The sequence below is a fragment of the Natrinema sp. 74 genome (genome assembly GCF_046097095.1).
Lineage (GTDB): Archaea > Halobacteriota > Halobacteria > Halobacteriales > Natrialbaceae > Natrinema.
On sequence record NZ_CP175699.1, the window covers coordinates 215753 to 230211 of the forward strand.

Annotated in this window: 12 protein-coding genes and 1 pseudogene; 6 read left to right on the plus strand and 7 right to left on the minus strand. The window is 59.6% G+C overall.

What is annotated here, in order from left to right; all coding sequences use genetic code 11:
• Window positions 1-74: 74 nt before the first annotated feature.
• Window positions 75-1223, minus strand: coding sequence for an ABC transporter ATP-binding protein (locus ACJ70B_RS18940; RefSeq protein WP_408960573.1), 1149 nt, complete (start codon window positions 1221-1223; stop codon window positions 75-77).
• A gap of 117 nt (window positions 1224-1340) precedes the next feature.
• Here ACJ70B_RS18940 and ACJ70B_RS18945 point away from each other — a divergent pair, with 117 nt between their 5' ends.
• On the plus strand, window positions 1341-2132 hold the full coding sequence (locus ACJ70B_RS18945) for an enoyl-CoA hydratase/isomerase family protein (RefSeq protein WP_408960574.1): 792 nt from the start codon (window positions 1341-1343) through the stop codon (window positions 2130-2132).
• Window positions 2133-2539: 407 nt separating this feature from the next.
• Here ACJ70B_RS18945 and ACJ70B_RS18950 read toward each other — a convergent pair whose 3' ends face one another.
• Window positions 2540-3316 carry an IclR family transcriptional regulator gene (locus tag ACJ70B_RS18950; RefSeq protein ID WP_408960575.1) on the minus strand — a complete coding sequence of 259 codons (777 nt, stop codon included), beginning with the start codon at window positions 3314-3316 and terminating at the stop codon, window positions 2540-2542.
• Between the two features lie 261 nt (window positions 3317-3577).
• Between ACJ70B_RS18950 and ACJ70B_RS18955 the strand changes: the two genes are divergently transcribed.
• Both ACJ70B_RS18955 and ACJ70B_RS18960 read left to right on the plus strand, forming a co-directional pair.
• Window positions 3578-4591, plus strand: a complete 1014-nt coding sequence (locus ACJ70B_RS18955; RefSeq protein WP_408960576.1) for a TIGR04024 family LLM class F420-dependent oxidoreductase — start codon at window positions 3578-3580, stop codon at window positions 4589-4591.
• A 480-nt stretch (window positions 4592-5071) separates the two neighbouring features.
• Window positions 5072-5593 (plus strand): phosphopantetheine adenylyltransferase, encoded by a 522-nt coding sequence (locus tag ACJ70B_RS18960; RefSeq protein ID WP_408960687.1) that lies wholly within the window; start codon window positions 5072-5074, stop codon window positions 5591-5593.
• An 88-nt stretch (window positions 5594-5681) separates the two neighbouring features.
• On the opposite strand, the gene ACJ70B_RS18965 is transcribed toward ACJ70B_RS18960, so the two are convergent.
• The 4 genes and pseudogenes from ACJ70B_RS18965 to folP form a co-directional block, all read right to left on the minus strand.
• Entirely contained in the window at window positions 5682-5873 is a 192-nt protein-coding gene (locus ACJ70B_RS18965; protein WP_408960688.1) for a HalOD1 output domain-containing protein, read from the minus strand.
• Between the two features lie 447 nt (window positions 5874-6320).
• Window positions 6321-6977: a helix-turn-helix domain-containing protein gene (locus tag ACJ70B_RS18970; RefSeq protein WP_408960577.1), complete on the minus strand. Its 657-nt coding sequence runs from the start codon at window positions 6975-6977 to the stop codon at window positions 6321-6323.
• A 143-nt stretch (window positions 6978-7120) separates the two neighbouring features.
• A pseudogene (locus ACJ70B_RS18975) lies at window positions 7121-7698 on the minus strand (IS6 family transposase); the annotation flags it as partial.
• A 423-nt stretch (window positions 7699-8121) separates the two neighbouring features.
• Window positions 8122-10551, minus strand: coding sequence for a dihydropteroate synthase (folP, locus tag ACJ70B_RS18980; RefSeq protein WP_408960578.1), 2430 nt, complete (start codon window positions 10549-10551; stop codon window positions 8122-8124).
• An 89-nt stretch (window positions 10552-10640) separates the two neighbouring features.
• Between folP and ACJ70B_RS18985 the strand changes: the two genes are divergently transcribed.
• Both ACJ70B_RS18985 and ACJ70B_RS18990 read left to right on the plus strand, forming a co-directional pair.
• On the plus strand, window positions 10641-11852 hold the full coding sequence (locus ACJ70B_RS18985) for an alanyl-tRNA editing protein (RefSeq protein ID WP_408960579.1): 1212 nt from the start codon (window positions 10641-10643) through the stop codon (window positions 11850-11852).
• Window positions 11853-12142: 290 nt separating this feature from the next.
• Window positions 12143-13120: a formyltetrahydrofolate deformylase gene (locus ACJ70B_RS18990; RefSeq protein ID WP_408960580.1), complete on the plus strand. Its 978-nt coding sequence runs from the start codon at window positions 12143-12145 to the stop codon at window positions 13118-13120.
• A gap of 413 nt (window positions 13121-13533) precedes the next feature.
• Here the strand turns inward: ACJ70B_RS18990 and ACJ70B_RS18995 are convergent, their stop codons facing one another.
• Window positions 13534-13914, minus strand: a complete 381-nt coding sequence (locus ACJ70B_RS18995) for a Rid family detoxifying hydrolase (protein ID WP_408960581.1) — start codon at window positions 13912-13914, stop codon at window positions 13534-13536.
• A gap of 120 nt (window positions 13915-14034) precedes the next feature.
• On the opposite strand from ACJ70B_RS18995, the gene ACJ70B_RS19000 reads away from it, so the two are divergent.
• Window positions 14035-14172 (plus strand): hypothetical protein, encoded by a 138-nt coding sequence (locus ACJ70B_RS19000; RefSeq protein WP_408960582.1) that lies wholly within the window; start codon window positions 14035-14037, stop codon window positions 14170-14172.
• Window positions 14173-14459 lie beyond the last annotated feature (287 nt).

Genomic DNA, 14459 nt, shown 5'->3' on the forward strand with positions numbered 1-14459 from the left:
GACCGAGATCTGCGGCTGATCGGGAACGGACGTCGATCTTGCGGCCGCGGAATTTACGATCGAATTCCGACAGTTCAGTTGGCGCTGCTCGGCCCGACGAGACTGGGCGCGTCCGCAGAGTCGAGTTGCAAGGCTTTTTCTCCCGTTTCCGGGTCGAAGAAGAACATCGTCTTGACGTCCTTGACACCGATCTGGTTGCCCGATTCGAGCAACGAGACCTTATCAGATATCGTTTTGATCTCGTTCCCCTCGTCGTCGAAGAGATAGACGATGTAGTTCTCGCTAATCGGCTCCCAGACGTCGACCTCGAGGGTGAACAGACTCGCCCCGGGGTCGTCGGTGAGCTCGAGGTGTTGGGGACGGAAGCCGAGTTCGAGTATTCCGTCTGGATCGGTGGCCTCCCGTAGCGTCGCCGCGTGCTCCGACAGGTCGAGGCCCGTTTCGCCGCCCATCGCGATCAGGCAATCATCCTCGGACAGTTGCGCGTCCACGACGTTCGTCGCAGGCTGGCCGATGAACTGCGCGACGAACGCGTTCTTCGGACGCTGATAGATGTTCTCGGAAGTATCGACGGCTGCCATGCGGCCGTCGTTCATGAGCCCGATCCGCGTACTCATCGTCATCGCCTCCTCCTGATCGTGAGTGACGTAGATGATGGTCGTGTCGATCTCGTCGTGGACACGTTGAAGCTCGACGCGGAGGTCGGCCTTGAGCTTCGCGTCGAGGTCGCTCATCGGCTCGTCCATCAGAATCGCGTTGGGGTTCCGGACAATCGCGCGGGCAAGGGCGACTCGCTGCTGTTGGCCGCCGGAGAGCTGCCCGGGTTTCTTCTCCAAGGTATCCGTAATTTCTAGAAGCTCTGCCGTTTCGCGAATGATTTCGTCGTAGTTGTCGGTACCGCCGCGCATCTTGAGCGGGAACCCGATATTGTCGTAGTTGGTCTTGTGGGGGTAGAGCGCGACGTTCTGGAATACCATCGCAATATCGCGATGCTGTGGTGGCAGATCCGTCACGTCCTCCCCGTCGAACGTGATGGTGCCTTCGGTCGGTGTCTCGAGGCCGGCGATCATTCGAAGTGTCGTGGTCTTCCCGCAGCCGCTCGGGCCCACGAACGTGAATAACTCGCCGTGGTCGATCGTCAGGTCGGTTCCTTCGACCGCCACTTCGGTTCCCGAGCGTGTATCGAACTCTTTGCGCAGGTTCTCTAGCCGTATCTCGGCCATAGTGTTCCCGAGGATGTCGGCCCATCATAAAAAAGTTCGTCCGAGTTGGCCTTCAAACGAGGGTGAACTGTTGCCCGTTCCCCTAACTATTTACATGCGGTCGCCAAGATGACGGGTATGCGGAATATTGGCAGCGGTAATGTCCAGCTGGACGTCACGGGCAACCGTGCGGACGTCATCCTCAACCGCCCCCAGAAGAAGAACGCGATGAACCAATCCTTACTATGGGATCTCCGGGCGGCTCTGGAGGAGGTCGAGGCTGATGACGACGTGCGCGTGATGACGTTGCTCGGCAAGGGCGACATCTTCTCCGCCGGGATGGACCTAGAGATGATGAAAAAACGCGGCGAGGAAGATGCACCAGACCTCGAGATGAGTCTCGACGATATCACCCATTTCATCGACGATATGGACACCCCGTCTGTCGCCGGCATCAAGGGAGCGGCCATCGCTGGTTCTTTCGAATTGGTGCTCCCTGTCGACTTCCGGGTGATCGATGCGGACGCCAAGTACGGCGTCGTCGAGGTAAAACTCGGGCTGTTCCCCTCAGGTGGAACTACCCAGCGCCTCCCACGGTTGATCGGGCTCTCGAAAGCGAAGGAGTTCGTCCTCACGGGTGAGTATATCGACCCGGCCGAAGCCGAGGACTGTGGGCTCGTTCACGAAGTGGTCGACGACCCTGCAGACGTCGACGATGCTGCCCGCGATTGGGCGGACCAGATCGCAAAGAACGCCCCACTTGGGTTAAAATACAGCCGACAGCTCCTCAACAACGCCTTCGATATGCCGCTCGAACAGGGACTCGAGTTCGAGGACCAGCTCGGTGACCGGCTAGTGCTCACCGACGACTATGACGAGGGCTTCGAGGCTCGCATCGAAGGCCGGGAGCCGGAATTCAAAGGCAAGTAGACTATCCCAAATCCTCCGTCGAAGACGGCACCGCCTCCGGCAACGATTCTTTTCAGTGACACCCCCACTGAGAGTGCCGGAAGAGCGGTATGGGGAACATCAATTACCGAGCCCTGAGAGGCTTCTCACGGTGTAAATCGACCTGATAGCCACACCATCCGTTCCTAACGCGTCGTCGAGAGAGGGAGCGATGACGATCGGCTAGTCTGTAATGCGTTTTCTTGTGTTAAACGGTATCCGAACGAGTAGTCGCGTAGATTTGATAAGCACCGTCGCTTCACCTCTATTCTTACAATCGTATGCTTGTAATAGAGGTGTTTACCTAGATAAAACGCATATAGTAGCATGACGGTGGGTAATTCATCTCATTACGGCCGCATGAATGTAAATGCCCCATCCGTAAAGAGTCAGGACTGCGAGAAGTTCAAATTAACCTGTATCATGTTCGCAGTGGCGAGAAGGTCGTTCAGAAGGCTCCCATCTTCCAACTGATCACGAAGACGCATTTCCGGGCCCTCGAGTGAAATAGCGCCATAGACGGTTTCCTCGTCTCGGATCGGGGCGCCGATCGCGCTCAGGCCCTCTGTGATTTCCTCGCGTACGCCGAAATATCCCCGTTCACGGCCTTCAGCAAGTTCTTCTTCGAGTTCCTCGCAATCTATGATCGTGTGATCAGTGAACTCAGGCAAGCCCCACTTGTCGATGATCTCGTCCACACGGTCGTCGTCAAGATAGGCCAGGATAGCTTTCCCAGCCGCCGTACAATGCATGTAGGCATGGGCTCCGCTCCGAGCATCGGTCTCGAGCGCCCGATCACCTTTACTCACACAGAGGTTTGTCACGAGCCCATGTTGCTCGACCATGCAGTACGTTCGTTCGCCGGTCTCCTCCGCCAGTTCCTCGACGGCAGGCTCGGCGACGTCGTACAGAGGTTGGGAGCGCTTCACGTACTCGCCATAGTTCTGGAACCGGAGGCTAAGCCGGTACTCGTCGGCCGATTTAACGATATAGCCCTTCTCGCTCAATGTCGAGAGGTGAAAGTACGCGGTGGACTTTGATAGGCCCAGTTCGTCCGCGATTTCCGTGACACCGGCACCGTCGAGTTTCCAGAGCGTCTCGATTACGTCTAGCGTCTTTCGGGATGCGTCGATCGTTTTCGGTTCGGGATCGTCCGGTTCGTTCATATTCTCTATGACAATGAATGCCATAATAAACTTTTTCCACAGTAAAACAGGTTGCCTCGACTCTCGCGTTCGACTAACCGCGTTCGTGGCCCATTCTACGTCTGGCCCATGTATCACTTCGGAATTATTTGAATCGGCGGATTAAAGGGAATAGCTAGAGTTATTTCGGATGAACGATGATCAACGACCGACTTCGACAGCGAACGCAGCGACTTCGAGAGACAGCCAGCGCCGAACAGCTCTGTCAGGTGGTGACTCGAGATGTCTGAGGTGACTGTCGACATCGCCCTGCCCGTCGCCGCACAGCCCTCACTAAACGCTATTGTCGAACTAGGTGAGCGTGCCGAGGAGCTGGGCTACAATCGGCTCTGGCTCCCAGAGACGTGGGGTCGGGACGCAGTGACTACCCTCGCAACCATCGCAGATCACACCGACGAGATCGGCATCTCGAACAGCGTCTTTCCGGTTTACTCCCGATCGCCGGCGCTGATCGGACAGACTGCAGCGACGCTCGACGAGGCCAGCGACGGCCGGTACCGCGTCGGTCTCGGGGCCAGTAGTCCCATCGTGATCGAGAACTGGCACGGAGCCGACTTCGAGCGCCCGCTTCGACGTATTCGCGAATATGTTGACGTCGTCAAGCGAGTTCTTAGCGGCGAAACGGTCGACTATGGCGGTGACTTCTTCGACCTATCCGGCTTCCGGCTGCGTTGTGAGCCCCCGGAAACACCGCCGGCGGTGGACCTCGCCGTTATGGGCCCGAAAGGAGTCGAACTCGCTGGCCGATTCGCCGACGGCTGGCAAGCCATCGTTTACACGCCAGACGGGTTGACCCAGCGGATGGACGACCTGCATCGGGGAATCGATCTCGGCGACCGCCAGCGGGACGACGTCCGGGTAACGCTCGGCCAGACATGCTGTGCCCTCGACGATGCCGAGCGTGCGCGCGAACTCGTCGTTCAACACACCGCCTTCTACCTCGGCGGGATGGGTACCTACTACCGCGATGCACTCGCCCGTGAAGGCTACAAAGAGCTCGCCCACGACATTTACGATGCTTGGCAAGCCGACGACCGTGATCGAGCCAAACAACTCGTCGCTGCGAACCTGATGGAGGAAGTCCCTGCTGGCACTCCAGCGGAGGCGCGCGAGTGCCTCGAGGCGGTTGTCGCGCGTGACGAAGTTGATGCCATGAAGGTCGCGTTCCCTCGCGGCGCCACTATCGAGGAGATCCACAAGACAATGGACGCGCTCGCTCCCGGGACTAGCCTCTAAACGGCCAAGAGAGCATATCATGCAAGTCCGTCTGCACGTAGACTCGGTTGAACACCGATTATGAGGAATTCTGAATTATACTGAAAAGCTATAGGCGTAGTTTGGGTTCGTTATAAGACCATTGACATGGGAACTACGCCTATAGATTGGCCACCGTATGGCCAACGTGTCACGCATTGGCAAGCGTGACGAATAGACTCACGAGTACAAACGTAATTAAAGTTATGGGTGGAGCAGCTTTCGATGCCGATCGACCGACTGTTTTGCGTCTATAAGTAATGGTAGCTGAATAGAACTCTTGTACTCCGCTTGATTTGCCAGATACCGACATCCAGACCATTATTCACGCTCGCAGCACGGCAATACCGCCAGAGGCTGTCCCCCGACGTGAGCCGGGGGCTACTTCCATATTGTGGGGAGGATGACTATCGCGGTCGCGTATCTTATCAATATACGTGAGTGTGTAGAGAACAGCTTCCTATGAATGACAGTGAACGCATCGCGATCCTCGGCGGAATGTTTACACCAATTCACGACGGCCACCGTGCACTCTTGCATAAAGCCTTCCAGACCGCAAGCCACGACGGGGACGGCGATGGATACGTTATCATCGCACTGACGGCAACGGCGCTCGCTAAACAGACACGTAGCGACCCTAGTCACGCCGAATCCCTCGGCCTGTTCGACCAGCGACGCGACGCGCTGGAAGCTGAGCTCGACAAACTGAGCAGCGCGTATACAGCGTCGCACGAGATCATCAAACTGGAGGATCCGCACGGTCCCGCGGCTACCCGGGCAGATGTCGATGCGCTGATTGTCTCTCCCGAAGGGAAAGCCCAGCACCGCGCTCACGGACTGAACGAACGGCGAGTGGACGATGGCCTCACGCCGCTTGAGGTCCATACCGCACCGTTCGTCACCGCCGACGATGGCGTCCGGATCAGCAGTTTCCGCATCCGAAACGGTGAAATTGACGCGCACAGACGGTTGCTCGACAAATAAGCGTTCGAACGACGTTTACGAGAGCAGTTACGCCGCGGAGTACTCCAGTTACTCGAGAACGGGATGCCCTCCCACCAGGGTAACGGTGTCAGCTCTTCCTGATAAGAATCTGCCCGGTGCTCTGCACGAGAACGGTGTATCCGTAGTAGGAGAAGGTGATGCACCCGGCCTTTCCGGCGCTCCCGTCGGCGGATTCAAACGCCGTATCGAGCGCCTTAGGATTGATACTATCGCCCAGCGGTGGGAGATCCTTCGGACGCTCGTTTTCGTACTCCGCAATCGCCTACACGATACGTCACTCGCCCGCTCTTCCCCGGTCCAGTCGTGGTGCAAGTGGTGCGTCGGTCGGCTGCCGAGTCTACAGTACTATTCGTTAGATAACAGTTGACAATGGCCAAGATTATATTTGCTGAGTAATATTCCTCCCGTTTAAACACTCACATATGGTGGATTCGTTCCAAGTACCGTTGTATGAAAATGATTCGTGGGCCGGTCGAATTCCACCGAATCAGTCATACACCGGTAAATTACACACTGTTGACTATCGTTAGTCAGTCGATGAGAAGAAGAATTGTATATGTGTTTTATTAATATCGTAATCTACGCTATTTCTCCCCTTAAGAGAGGACCTATTCATATCCTCATCGAAGAAACATCATACACATTTATTCCAAACAGAACTCTACGTCTGCAGAGAACTGGCAACACGTGGATAGTAGCGAGGCCGTTAGTCGATATCTTCGTCCATCAACGCCGCAGAGATTAGGTTCCGCATCCCACGTCGAAGCCGACCGCTCATTGCAGTCGAGGAGACGCCGACCTCGTCGGCAACGCCGCTGAGCGCCGTGTCTCGCGGCTCGTTGAAATACCCACACTTGTACGCCGTTTGCAGTGCTTCGATCTGTTCGTCTGTCAGTCCGAACGAGACATCCTCTTTGGCCCCCGTGCTTCCGTGTATTTCGAAAATCTCGAACTTCATCCCGCACCCTTCGGCGTACTCCCAGATCGTATTGAGCGCCTCTCGGTCTGGGAGCTGTAACTGGACGAACCACCCGCGACGTTTGGTTTCCGTACGTAACATGAATCCGTTCACTTCCGTAAGGATCGGACTCAGTAATATGGTCCCGTCCGGATGTTCGATATAGTAGATGAACATGCCATCGTTTGCGTCGACGAGTTCGTAACTGTCAACGGTTGGATCCGATTCGAGGTGACGCTCCAACTCGTCGCGGTCGTCGTACTTGATGAGAAATGGAAATATATCTGAATCCGGATCGGTGTTCGCCTGTGTTATCACTTCGATCTCGATACCATCTACGCTCCGTAACGTCGGGACTAGAGCGAGTTCGTCGTGTTCGGCGTAGGCTTTTACGGTAATAGGCATCTTTTCGGCAGTGGCTCCGTCTTGTTTACCGAGCGGTCTCGACCGTCGGTTCGATCTCGGCTCACCAATCGTGTATCGTTCGTCTGCACGGTACTCTCTCGTTGCTTTGGGCAGCATCATAAGAGTATGCTCAAGTCAGTCGGTCATGTGTAGGTTGTCGCATTGTGCCAGACAGCGAAAGCTTGGAGCCACGATTCGGCTGTTGATGTTGTACGTGACTAAAACAGTTTGAGAATGAAGAGGTACGTCGTTTTATTGTATAGAAGATATGTTCAACAGCATTCTGCTCTCCGTGTTTTTCGTATCAAAATCAGAGTCTAGATCGGCGGAGTGCAGTCTAGAGTCGTTTTGCGCCATCAACGAGAAACACGGCATCATCAAGATCATGATTCTCCGTGAGTTCCTGCAGGAATCAGTCTGTCAACACGGTTGTTTTCGTTGGATACAGCCGCATATGGGGAGTTTTATTCGTTTGCGGATCAACTGCAGTGTACAGCCAATAGCGGTGTTCGTCACGTTGAATCACCGTCTCATCAAGCGCGATGTGACTCGGACTCTCGTCATCTGCTGGCTGTAAATCACACTTGTGAACCCAATTGTAGACCGCCTTTCGACTACGTTCGACGCCAAACTTCTCTCATTCTCGAACGGTATTCGAAAGCGATAGCTAAGCACGATGACGTCGAATACCGAGATCCATCAGCTGACGCGGTGTCCACTCCCCTCTACAGAGAGAACAAGGCGTGTGCCTCGGGGTCGTACGGAAGACGTAGTCTTCCGTGATGACGAGACGCTCCGCGTCTCGAACCACTTGACCCCGAGGCGGTTCACAAAACGCAAATCAATATTCGAACGAACGAGAACGAGTACTTTCTGGAGTTGTCGAACGAAACGGTGACCCGGTCGTCACCGACGCAGAGCGGTTCTCCGATCGGACCGACCTCTGTGAACAGTTCGCCGCACTCGGAGAAACGAATTCGATTAGGCGACGTCTTCTCACGGACGGGGACGTGTACGAGCTACTGATGCGGCCTGTCGATACCGCGGAACTCGAGGGGACGTATCCGACAGTATCGACCGCTTCCTTCGCCGCTCGTTCGTGACCGCGTTCGCTTTGCTTTGGTTTTGGCTTCGGCTGCGAGGGCTAGTATCGAGTATCCGCCGCGCGGACCGTCCGAACCGCAGCGGCGTTTTCGGGGACGTCGTGAACTCTGACGACATCAGCACCGCGTTCGGCCGCCATGGTCGTTACCGAAAGCGTCGGGGGTAATCGCTCGCCGGATTGGCAGCCGATGCGGTCGAACATCGATTTCCGGGAATGGCCGACCATGACCGGACACCCCAGCGCGCGCAACTCGTCGACCCTGGCGGCGAGCTCGAAGCTTTCCGCCGACTCCTTTCCGAATCCGAGCCCGGGATCGACGATTATCTGATCGCGGTCGAGCCCCGCGCGTTCCGCGAGCAAGACTTTCTCCGAGAGCTCGTGGAGCACGTCTTCGACGACATCGTCGTAGGAGGCGGTCTGATCGGGGTCGACGGGCGTCTCGAGGCTGTGCATGATGACGAGCGACGCGTCGTGGTCGGCCGCGACGAAGCGCATCTCCGGGTCCTCGAGTCCGGAGACGTCGTTGACGATGTCGGCGCCCGCCTCGAGCGCGGCGTCGGCGACGGCCGCTTTCCGCGTATCGACCGAGATCGGGACGTCCAGGTCCGCGATGCGTTCGATAACTGGGACGACGCGGTCGATCTCCTCGGCGGCCGAGACCGGCTCGGCGCCGGGTCGGGTGCTCTCGCCGCCGACGTCGACGATACCGGCGCCGGCGGCGACCATCTCGCGGGCTCGCTGGACCGCGTCCGGCACGCGGTCGTACTCACCGCCGTCATAGAAGCTGTCCGGCGTCACGTTCAGAATACCCATGACCGCGGGGGTTCGATCCCACGGATACTGATTGCGATCGGCTCGGTCGTTGGCGCGATTGGCGTCGTCGATCGTTCTCCGGAGCTGGTCGGCGACGTGGGCGAGTCCGCGATCAGCGTTGGCCAGCTCCTTGAGAAGGCCCCGGAACTGCGACTGCGTCCCGGAGAGAACGGTTGCGACACGGCGCCCGGCCGTCTCGGCGTCCGAACGGACGCACGTCCCGCCGATCGCCTCGAAGGCCCGCCCGACGCGCTCGGCCTGTGGATCGCGCAGATAAGTCTTGATCGTTCGATGGACCGTCTCGTCTGCGACGGACTTGGCGGTCTCCGCGTCGACGGCCGCGCTCGTGAGTACATTCCGCGCCTGCTCTGTCGTCGCTATTTGCTTCGGAATCTGGAGCCGCGTCCACCGGTCGCGCGCTTCGGCGACCGCGTACAGCGAACCGGCGATGAGGACACAGTCATCTTCGTCGGCCGCCGATAGCGCTCGTTCGGTCGCCTCGAGAACGGAGCCGGCGCGATCGATCGCCGCCCCACGATCGCCGAACGCGGCCGCGAGGGTGTCCGTGCTCTCGGCACGGGGTACGTCCGGTTCACAGAGATAGACAGCGTCGGCAGTGGGGAGCGCCGTCGCCATGCCCTGGTGGTCTTTCTCCCGCATCGCGCCGAAGACGAGGTGAAGATCGTCGAACGAGTACCGATCGACGAGCGAGGCGAGCGTCTCGCAAGCGCCCGGATTGTGTGCGCCGTCGAGGATCGCGAGCGGCGCCGTTGACATGACTTCGAACCGGCCCGGCCAATGGGCGTCGCGGAGACCGCGCGCGATCGATTCCGGATCGACGCCGGTGATCTGATCGGCCAGCGTCGCTGCGACGCCGGCGTTGGTCGCCTGATGGGGACCGACGAGGGGCAGCCTTGTCTCGAGTGACCACTTCGGTCCTGCGATCGAAATCTCGCTCTCGATCGGCGACGCCAGTCCGTGCTCGCGGGCGATCACGTCCGCGTCGTCGCTCCCGACGGTAATCACGTCCGTCTCCGAGTGGATCGCCTCGAGGGCCGCTCCTGACGCGCCGGTCACTAGCGGCTTGTCGGCCGGCGCGACCTGTGCCTTGTCGCGGCCGATCTCCTCGATCGTGTCGCCAAGGATGTCGGTGTGTTCCAGCGAGACGCTGGTTACGGCGCTCGCGACGGGATCGACGGCGCTCGTCGCGTCGTATCGACCGCCGATGCCGACCTCGAGGACGGCGACGTCGACGTCCTCGGCGGCGAAGTGGCGGAGCGCGAGTGCCGTGAGGACCTCGAAGTATGTCGGCGTATCGTCCGCCTCGCGGAGCCGTTCGATGCAGTCGTCAATCTCGGCGACAAACTCCCGGACCCGCCGTTTCGGGATCTTCCGGCCGTTGACCTGAATCCGCTCGCGCAGGTCGTTCAAATCGGGCGACGTGTAGAGCCCAACGTCGAGTCCGGCGTCGCAAAGGATCCGTTCGAGCATACATGCGGTGCTTCCCTTCCCGTTCGACCCGGCGATCTGGACGCAATCGAGGTCCGCTTGAGGACGATCGAGGTGCGACAGCAACGCGGCGGTCGTTTCCGTTCCGAGCTTGGGTCGACACCGCTGTAGCGACTCCAGGTAGTCGACCGACTCGTGATACTCCATACCACACGTGCCACCGGCGGCTTCATTAATGTGTCGCCACACCGGACCCTCCGTACGGTTTATAACGGTGTGTTCCGACAGTCGGCATGATGGCTTCCGAATCGAGAGACAATCGCGCACCGGACGAGCCGTACACGACGGAGTTCGAGGCGACGGTACGGTCGGTCGACGGGACCGACGTTCGGCTCGAGGAGACGTACTTTTACGCCGAAGGCGGCGGCCAACCAGCCGATCGCGGGACGCTGAGCGGAATCGACGTCGTCGACGTGCAAACGCGCGACGGCGAGACCGTTCACACGCTGGCGACGGCGCCCGACTTCGAGGCGGGTGACGACGTGACCGGCTCGATCGACGACGAGTTCCGGACCTATTGTATGCGAGCGCACACCGCCAGTCACATGCTGTACGGCGCCGCTCGCGAACTATTCGACGACCACGGTTACGGCGGGTTCGATATCGACGCGGAGAAGGGCCGCATCGACTTTGAGACCGACCGCGACCCGGACGAGGTGAATGCGCTCACCCTCCAGCGGATGGTCAATGAGGTCGTCTGGGAGTCGAGAGACGTCTCCTGGCGGAAGATGGACGCGGCGGAGGCGCGAGACCGCGACGAGATCGTCTTCAACGAGACCGGCGCGGCCGAGACGACCGATACCGTCCGCGTCGTCGAAATCGACGACTGGGACATCGCCGCCTGCGGCGGGACGCACGTCGAAAACACCGTCGAGATCGGCCCCGTCAAAATTCTCGAGGTGTCGAATCCAGGATCGGGGCTCGTGCGCGTCGAGTACGCGGTCGGGCCGACTGCCGTTCGCGCACAGCTCGACGAGACGCGAGCCGCGACTCGCGCCGCTCGGACGCTGGAGACGAGCGTCGAGAAGCTCCCGGAGCGAGCGACCAGTGTCGTCGAAGAGAACGCGGCCCTCGAGGCGGAGGTTGACGCTCTGCGCGATCAATTGCTCGAGGAACGCCTCGAGTCGCTGGGCGACGACACCGTCTCGAAGGGCGGCGAGGAGTGGGTCGTCGGTGAGCTCGATATCGACGGCATCGGTCCCAACGACGTGTCGGAGCGCGTACGGGCGCTCGCGGGCGACATCGGTGACGTGGTCGCACTGACCGGCGTGAACGGAAGCGCGTTTGTGGTCGTCGGTACGACCGGCGAGACGGATGCCAGCGAACTCGTCGACGACGTCACAGCGACGTTCGGCGGCGGTGGCGGCGGCGGACCGACGTTCGCACAGGGCGGCGGCCTCACGGACGAGCCGGCCACCGTTGTCGACTACCTCCGAACGGAGGTATAGCCTCGGTCGTTCCAGATCGGAGGCGCCGCCGGTCGTTCCGAACGGATCGAACGCTGCTTTTCATACTATCGGACTACTGATCGTAAGAGCCGGTCGGCAAACACGTCGTATTCTCCCGATATCAGGAGAACCAAGGTTCATTAACGGCGCTCGGGAACGGAAGAGTGGATGTCACTAGCACAGTGTGCGCCGTCCGCCGCGGCGACAGACCGGGGAGACCAATCAGTACACGCTACCGGGATCGACCGAGCGCAGCCGACGACCGAGAACGGATCTCGAAGGTGGAAGCGATGACTCGCGAACAGACCGAGATTACGATCGTCGGCGACGACGACTCGGAAATCATCGCCGACGTGACGTCGCTGCTGTTCGAACGCAACGTCGACATCGTCGATCTAGATCAGGCCGTCCGTGACGGAACGTTTCGGATGAGCATGCAGGTCGATGCGTCCGAGATGACGGTCTCGCGGGAGCAACTCCGCGAGGACCTCCATGCGCTCGGCGACGAGTTCGGCGTCGACGTCCAGGTGCTGTTTCCGTCTAGTTGCGAGAACCGGTCCATCGCCGTCCTCGTCACAAAGGAGAGCCACTGCCTGGAGGCCCTGCTAGAGCGCTGGGAGAACGACGAACTCGAGGCGGACATCGAGGTCGTTATCGGAAACCACGACACGCTTCGCCCGCTCGCGGCGGAACACGACGTTCCGTTCCACGACATCGGCGACGAGAGCGGCACGCCCGACGAGGACGAACTCCTCGACCTCCTCGCAGAGTACGAGGTCGACCTCATCGCGCTGGCCCGCTACATTCAGATCCTCTCACCGGAGGTCGTCTTCCGCTACGAGGACCGCATTATCAACGTCCACCCTTCGCTGCTACCGGCGTTCCCCGGCGCTGCCGCCTATCGGCAAGCCCTCGAGGAGGGCGTTCGGATCGCCGGCGTCACCGCTCACTACGTGACGACGGACCTCGATCAGGGGCCGATCATCACACAACGGGCGTTCAACATCCCCGCCGACGCGACCGAAGCGGACATCAAGGAGCGCGGCCAGCCGCTCGAGGCAGACGCCCTCGTGGAGGCAATCCAGTTGCACCTCAAGGACGAGATCGCGGTCGAGGATGGCCAGACGAGCGTCGTCGACCCGAACGCGACCGACGCTCGACTCGGGGCCCCGACGGAACTGGACCAGGCGAATCCCAGCGAACCGGTCGACAGCCGCGAAGAACTCACCGCCGAAGACGGCGACAGGTCGGCCGTTGCCGACGACTAACAGGTTCCGTCCCATGATAGCGTTCTCTTCGGTTCCGTCGAACTCGCGTGAGTCGCGTGATCGGGTCGGTGTACCCGAGACGAACCGCCATCGGATATCGTTTCGACGGTGACGGGCCTCGAGATACGCTCGACGGAGAGCCGATACCACTGACGGTGTTGTGAAGCACGCGGAAACGATCCGACGTGTAATTCGCGTCCCAGCTCGTTCTGAAAGTCGCCCGTGGAAGCATGCCGAGAGACGCGAGACTGGGAAACCGCAATCGAACTATCCGTATCGACCGGTCGCTGTCCGATCGCAAATACGGACGCTCGGACGGTCGTGTCTCTTGCTCTCGCTGAGTTGCCTGTGGTCGACGGAATGAAAGGATGGAACGAACGGATCGATTTCGGATCGGGGCTCGCCGTGGTCGCCTATTCGGCAGCCGCGATCGCTTCGATCTCGATCGCCGCACCCTTGGGGACGCGGCCAACTTCGACCGCGCTCCGGGCGGGCGGCTCCTCGCCGAAGAACTCGCTGTAGACCTCGTTGAACTCCTCGAAGTCGTCGATGTCGTCGAGGAAGACGGTCGTCTTGAGGACGTCGTCCATCGACAGACCTTCCGCCTCGAGGATCGCCGCGACGTTTTCAAGACACTGCCTCGTTTGGTCGCCGACTGCTTCGTCGTCTAACAGGTCACCGTCCGCCGTCAGCGGGAGTTGGCCCGCGGTGATGAGGACGTTGTCGGTTGTGGTCGCCTGACTGTACGCGCCTACGGCAGCCGGTGCGTCGTCGGTGCTGACAGTTCGCATCACACTGGGGTACCAGTTCAGGTCTCTTAAATTTCGGTTCTGCTCCATGTCCTGTTAGCGGAGTTACGTTTCGTGGAGGGATGTCACGCAAGATGCTCACTCGCTACCCGTTCCACGTAGCCCATGGCCTTCGAACAGCCACTCGAGCGGATAGCACCGAGCGTGTCCGAGGAGGCCCAGACCGAAGCGTTCGAAGCGTACGCCGAACGGATCGTTGCCAACGCGAAGCACCGCTGCGAGGAGTTCCCGATCTACGAGTAGCGCCGACGTTCGCGGCTGTGTGACCGGCTCTCGGCGGTCGTCACGCTACAGTCGCAGTTCCGTCCGAACCGTTCTATAACCGCGTTTCAAACCGTTCTAAGAGCGTTCTCGAGCGATCGGCCCGATCTCTGTATCCGTGACTGGCGGTTTCGAGAAGACGACGTTAGCGGAGCGTTTGCGGTCACACGGTGGAGGAAGAAATAGCTCGATCGGTCGGCTGATTCGGTTCGGACGGCTACTGGTGCCTCGATGCGGACGCTCCGAATCGAACTCGGAGTCGACTGCGA

Excerpts from the sequence above, each read along its gene's own strand:
- ACJ70B_RS18960 (WP_408960687.1), top strand. The coding sequence starts at position 5,072 with ATGAATGACAGTGAACGCATCGCGATCCTCGGCGGAATGTTTACACCA.
- ACJ70B_RS18970 (WP_408960577.1), bottom strand. The coding sequence starts at position 6,977 with ATGCCTATTACCGTAAAAGCCTACGCCGAACACGACGAACTCGCTCTA.
- ACJ70B_RS18955 (WP_408960576.1), top strand. The coding sequence starts at position 3,578 with ATGTCTGAGGTGACTGTCGACATCGCCCTGCCCGTCGCCGCACAGCCC.
- ACJ70B_RS18990 (WP_408960580.1), top strand. The coding sequence starts at position 12,143 with ATGACTCGCGAACAGACCGAGATTACGATCGTCGGCGACGACGACTCG.
- ACJ70B_RS19000 (WP_408960582.1), top strand. The coding sequence starts at position 14,035 with ATGGCCTTCGAACAGCCACTCGAGCGGATAGCACCGAGCGTGTCCGAG.
- ACJ70B_RS18985 (WP_408960579.1), top strand. The coding sequence starts at position 10,641 with ATGGCTTCCGAATCGAGAGACAATCGCGCACCGGACGAGCCGTACACG.
- ACJ70B_RS18945 (WP_408960574.1), top strand. The coding sequence starts at position 1,341 with ATGCGGAATATTGGCAGCGGTAATGTCCAGCTGGACGTCACGGGCAAC.
- ACJ70B_RS18950 (WP_408960575.1), bottom strand. The coding sequence starts at position 3,316 with ATGAACGAACCGGACGATCCCGAACCGAAAACGATCGACGCATCCCGA.
- ACJ70B_RS18940 (WP_408960573.1), bottom strand. The coding sequence starts at position 1,223 with ATGGCCGAGATACGGCTAGAGAACCTGCGCAAAGAGTTCGATACACGC.
- folP (WP_408960578.1), bottom strand. The coding sequence starts at position 10,551 with ATGGAGTATCACGAGTCGGTCGACTACCTGGAGTCGCTACAGCGGTGT.